General features: G+C 43.7%; 5 protein-coding genes. 1 reads left to right on the top strand and 4 read right to left on the bottom strand.

What is annotated here, in order from left to right; translation table 11 throughout:
• The first annotated feature begins 505 nt into the window (after positions 1-505).
• Positions 506-1,498: a hypothetical protein gene (locus ACE1CM_RS48375; RefSeq protein WP_374886779.1), complete on the top strand. Its 993-nt coding sequence runs from the start codon at positions 506-508 to the stop codon at positions 1,496-1,498.
• Positions 1,499-1,705: 207 nt separating this feature from the next.
• Here the strand turns inward: ACE1CM_RS48375 and ltrA are convergent, their stop codons facing one another.
• The 4 genes from ltrA to ACE1CM_RS48355 all read right to left on the bottom strand — a co-directional run.
• The gene (ltrA, locus tag ACE1CM_RS48370) at positions 1,706-3,409 is read right to left on the bottom strand and encodes a group II intron reverse transcriptase/maturase (RefSeq protein WP_374886778.1); all 1,704 of its coding nucleotides are present in this window, start codon (positions 3,407-3,409) and stop codon (positions 1,706-1,708) included.
• Between the two features lie 943 nt (positions 3,410-4,352).
• Positions 4,353-4,532 (bottom strand): HNH endonuclease, encoded by a 180-nt coding sequence (locus tag ACE1CM_RS48365; RefSeq protein ID WP_374886777.1) that lies wholly within the window; start codon positions 4,530-4,532, stop codon positions 4,353-4,355.
• A gap of 335 nt (positions 4,533-4,867) precedes the next feature.
• Entirely contained in the window at positions 4,868-4,957 is a 90-nt protein-coding gene (locus ACE1CM_RS48360) for a hypothetical protein (RefSeq protein ID WP_374886776.1), read from the bottom strand.
• Positions 4,950-5,272 (bottom strand): reverse transcriptase domain-containing protein (locus tag ACE1CM_RS48355; RefSeq protein WP_374886775.1); only part of this gene is annotated, 323 nt, incomplete at its 5' end. The genes ACE1CM_RS48360 and ACE1CM_RS48355, both read right to left, overlap by 8 nt.

Here is a 5,272-nt window from a genome sequence, read left to right as displayed (position 1 = left end):
GGGGACGATAATTTATTGACCTAAATACCCTTTTCGGCAGATGCGGATTTCGGCGCAAATTTATCATACCTTTCCACAATATGAATATTTGGCCTTTGCACTAACCGAGTGTAAAACCTTGTAAAGTTAGTATGAAATCAGTAATCTTACTGATGAAATTTCAGTTGTACCTATTATTACTTAAATCGGTTTGATGTTAACCGATTCTGAAATCCGTAATTTCACTGTTGAGGTACTTACAGGTATAAGTCATAATACTTATAAAGGGTAGCATCTAAACTTCTAGAAGGATCTAGTTTTTATCGTGTTTGCCAACCAGTAGAATGTAAGCCCGCAGGTTAAAGCCAAAGGCGTTTAAATTAAGGGTTGGCATCATCCATTTCGCAACTCAGAGTATCAGTATCTTTTGCTTGCGCGATCGCAACTACCCGTAAACATGGGTATGAAAGCAGAAGTAATATCCCCCATCTTGTTACTACGTCTCGACTGGTAGCGAAACTTTCTTATGACTTCTCAGTTGGGTGCTCCTTGTCCGTTTTTGGCAGGACCGATGATTGAAAAGCCCCAGCATTTTGTTGGGCGCGAAGCTGAATTAGACTACATTACCTCGCGAATAATGGGTATCGGGTCTAGCAGCATTAACGTTGTGGGCAAACAGGGAATGGGAAAATCTTCTCTGCTTTATCGCTTTTGCCAGATTTACGAACAGCGGGTAGAAAATCCCCGCCGTTTTATAGTAATTTACCTGAATTTGCAAGAATCTCATTGTCGGCGGGAAAATGCCTTCTATCTGGCAGCTGCGCGACAATTGCTCAATCACCCCTTGGTGAAAGCAAAACCAGAATTAATGAGACCCTGGAAGAATATTAAATTTTTGGATCGCCAAAGCTTTTCAGGGGCAATCGGAGAGTGGAAACGGCAGGGATTATTCCCTGTGCTTTGCCTGGATGATTTTGAAGCGTTGTTTCGTTATCCAAAACATTTTAACGATGGTTTTTTTGACAATTTGCGGTTTTTGATCAACAGCAATATCTTGAGGCTGGTGGTAGCTTCCCACAGAAAGCTAGATTTTTACCAGCGTCGGTATAAGCTGACTTCTTCTTTTTTCAATGGCTTTGAACAAGTTCTGCCTTTGGGGGAATTGACAGAAGAAGAAGCATGGGAACTGGTAAGCTTGCCTGAGAGAATCGGGGCAAAGGCTGCATTAAGTACGGAAGAGCAACACCTTGCTAGAGAATGGGGTGGTGGGCATCCTTTTTTATTGCAACTGGCAGCAAGTTTATTGTGGGAGGCGCATCAACAAGGGCTTGATGTAAGTTGGGCGCAAGCTAAGTTTGAACAAGTTGCCCGTCGCATACCAAAGCCGCTTTGGAAAATACCCCCATATTTAGACGAATTTGTCAGAAGTTATGGCTCTGTGGGGATGGTTATCCTGTTAGTTTTGTTTGGCATAGGTGTTTTGCACCAAACTCAGGTATTCGGCTTGCTGCAAAAATAAAAGAATCCGGGTTTCTTAAAGAAACCCGGATTCTTAATGCAACAATGACTGCGCCCCATCAATCCAAATTTTCGTACCGCTGATGTGACTTGCAGCATCCGATGCTAAAATTGATTAAACTCAGCAAGGCTGTTGCCAGCCCTGCTGGTCTTCAAAACCGTGCTTGCAGATTTCTCTGCACACGGCGCATCAATGTTTTGGTGTTTGTCAAACACACTTCGCACTATCTCTAGCCGTTTTGACATTGTGGCAGTGTCTATGGAGAAGTTGTAGGTTTTGGTATTCGTCTTTCCCTTTTTGGGAACGAGGAACTTTATGGTCTACTTCCAAAACATCTCCTTCCCGGAAGTGCAGTCCACACTCTGCACATCTACCCTTTTGTTTCTTGAGTAGTGTTGCTACTCTTTTGTTTGTTTCCGGGTGTTGCCCCATTCTTTTACCCCAGTAAATCCAATCTCCGTCGTATGGGGATTTCTCTCCTTGAACTTTGATGTGCCTCACGATGGGGGTTTTATCATGTTCGGATAGACGGACGGCTTGATCTCCGGTAGTTCTGAAGAACCACCCTGTCTTGTCACAATCCCAGTATTTGCTAGATATCCAGTATTGCGATTTATGTGGGTGACGGTGTTGGGCCCAATTACGAAGTTGTCGATAAAGCCATGAATCTAGACTGGTGAAAACATCTTTACTTACCACTGTGGAATAGTAATTCGACCAACCTCTAATTACTGGGTTTAATTCATCAATCAGAGCTTCCTGGGAGGACGCTTTATGGGTTTTGATAATTTTAGCCAGCTTCTTTTGGTGGCGACTGATGTTTTCCTGACTTGGTTTGATGATGGTTTTGTAACCCAGTTTTTCTCCTCTGGTATCACAACCTGATTGGGTTTTACCTACGGGGTATTGCCTAATTGTGAACCCTAAGAAGTTAAATCCCTTATGCCCTTCATGAACATGAAGGGTGTGAGTGATTTTGGTCTGACTGGGTTTCAATTCCAGACCCATGTTTGCTAGCCTACTCTCAATTAGCTGTTTACATTGATCAATCACTTCCAGTTTTGGATGCAAAACCACCAGGTCGTCTGCATATCTAATCAGGTTGAGATCCTTTTGGTTGTCTTTCTTTCTACCTGGTAAAGTAGAGGCATATCTATTGATTTCCTCTTCTTTACCGTGAAGGGCAATGTTAGCCAAAAGTGGAGAAATTACGCCCCCTTGTGGTGTTCCCATTTCTGTTGGAAATAGTTCTCCATTATCCAGCACGCCGGACTTGAGCCAAGCTTTGATTTGCCTTCTAATAGAGGGGAACGTATTCAGCTTTTCTAGCAATTTACTGTGGTTGATGCTGTCAAAACATTTGCTTATATCCGCATCTAACACGTATTTTGCTTTGCGGCTGATGGCACCAAAGATGGCTGCGATTGCATCATGGGCTTCGCGCCCTGGTCGGAATCCCATTGAGTTTGGCTCGAATATTGCCTCCCATTGGGGTTCTAGTGCTTGTTTTACCAATGCTTGTAAAGCACGGTCTGTCATCGTTGGAATTCCTAGTGGGCGTTTCTCCGGCGTTCCGGGCTTGGGAATCCAAACCCTTCTGGTCGGTTTGGCCTTACAGGATAGTTTCAAATTGTTAACCAATTCGATTCTTTGTTCTGGTTTGAGGGATTTTACTTTGTCTACCCCAGCAGTTTTCTGTCCTTGGTTATCTTGCGTGACTCGACGGACAGCCAAGCATTTTGCTGACCTGGATTTCATCAATGTCTTTTGGAGCTTTTTAACTGCCTTGACATCTCCACGTTGCGAGGCTTTGAATATGCGCTTTTGCAGCTTAAAGACCTTTTTCTCCAGCTTTCGCCAGGGAATGTCTTTCGATTCCATCATCGGTTTTTGATTCCGTGCTTTAGACATATAGACTGCTACTTGTTCCTATTCATTCCAAAACATCGTGTCTACGTCTGCATATCTCAAGCATTACCTTGAGCCTTAGCTTCAAAGACAATCTTTCCACCTTGTAACATCCGGTTAGCACCTACTCAAAATCGACCATTTTGAGAGTATACAAGGGGGTTACTTCGTTCCTGACAACCGTTGGTATGAACTTTTAGGATGATACTCTTTGCCGGGTTTAGTGGGAGTGCTAACTGGTCAGTAGTGTAGCCGCCAGTCCCTTATCCTTTGCCTTTTGGCTCTAGCCTATCAGCCTTATTTGGCTAGTTACTGGTGACGACAATTTAATCGGATCTTGGCTTGCGCTATCCATGAGTTCTTGCTCGATGGGAACCAGCTTAGGCTGCCAGCTTTACCACCTTTTCACCCCGCTTTACGGATTGATGGCTAGTCGCTACCGTAGGGGTGATGCTTTAACTCCTGCACCTGGAGAGAAGGACTTTCACCTTCACGGTTATCAAGTTGTCAAGGTTCTCACCAAGCCATCCGTCCCTGAGCATTGCTACTCATTTGGGATGAACGAATCGCACACACTCCCCGCGCCTGTTGGTACGGGGATTCTTAAGATCTTTCAATCTTAATATCGCTATTTCTAGGGTTCTCCGGGCTCACCACATTTGCCACCAGGGCGTGGTGATTTCTCCTGACAATTTTTGGGCGAAGAGAACCAATAGGCTCGGGCTTTCGCGGATTCCCCAAGTACCATTCCAACGCCTTCTCGGATAGCTTCGGTAGCAAAATCTCCTCATGTGGTGTCCCTCCACACGGGCAGGTATTTCTCCATCACGATTACTGGAATATTTGGTGTTGATTTTAATTGCGACCTTGGTGGAGTCGAGTAGAAAGTCGCCTTTCTACCCGCTGCTTCAAAACCGGACGTGAAACTTTCGCTTCATCCTGCGCCTCAATCAAATGGCTCTATGTCATGAGTACCAAGACTTCCATCAGTGGTTGTCTTTGTGTCATGGCAATGTCTGTGAAGGGCTTGAAGGTTGGTATATAGGTTTTTTCCTCCTTTAGCTAATGGTTCAATATGGTCAATTTCTATCAATTCCCCTGGCTTGAAAGATAGCAGTGATTGCATTTCCCCTGTTGTCTCTTCAGTAGCGTTGCTAATTTTGTAGAGACTTCTGGGCTTCTGCCCATGGGTGTACTCGAGTATATCCAATTTCCATCGTCAGGGCTTCTTGTTCCTTGAACCTTAGTGAAAACCTTTATTGAGGTTTTTGAATGTTTTTCAAGTGTTAGCCCTTCGTTGGTACTAAAACACCAGTTATCATTTCCGACTGTGTGCCAGTATTTATCTGATATTTGGTGTTGATTGGAGTGTATGTTTCTACGCCTTGCCCAAGCAAGGAGCTTTTGGTACAACAGAAAATCCATCCGTTTAAAAACTTTTTTAATTGAAACTTTTGAGTATTAGTTACACCATCCCCTAATAACTGAGTTCAACTCAGTTATTAATACTGCTTGTGGTTTGGTGAGGTTTTTATCTACTATTTCAGCCATTTTCTTTGGGTGGACTCTCTGTTTTTCCTGGCTCGGGGTGATTTGTGTTAAATCCTAATATTTTTCCTGAGGAATTGGTGGCGCTGCGGTAATTCCCTGACAAAGCTTGTTGAATATGGAATCCCAGGAAATCCAACCCTATATTGCCGTTGTACTCATTGAGGGTGTGGGTTGTTTTTGTTTGACTGGGTTTTAATTCCAGTCCCATTCCTTTGAGCCATTCGGATATTATCTTTTGGCATTGAGTCACCACGTTTATATCTTCGTGTATGACTACAAAGTCGTCTGCGTATCTTATGAAACTCAGCGACTTTA

Source organism: Microseira sp. BLCC-F43 (assembly GCF_041929235.1).
In the GTDB taxonomy this organism is placed as follows: Bacteria; Cyanobacteriota; Cyanobacteriia; order Cyanobacteriales; family Aerosakkonemataceae; genus Microseira.
The sequence above is the reverse complement of the archived record's forward strand: the minus strand, read 5'-3'. Positions and strand labels throughout refer to the sequence as shown.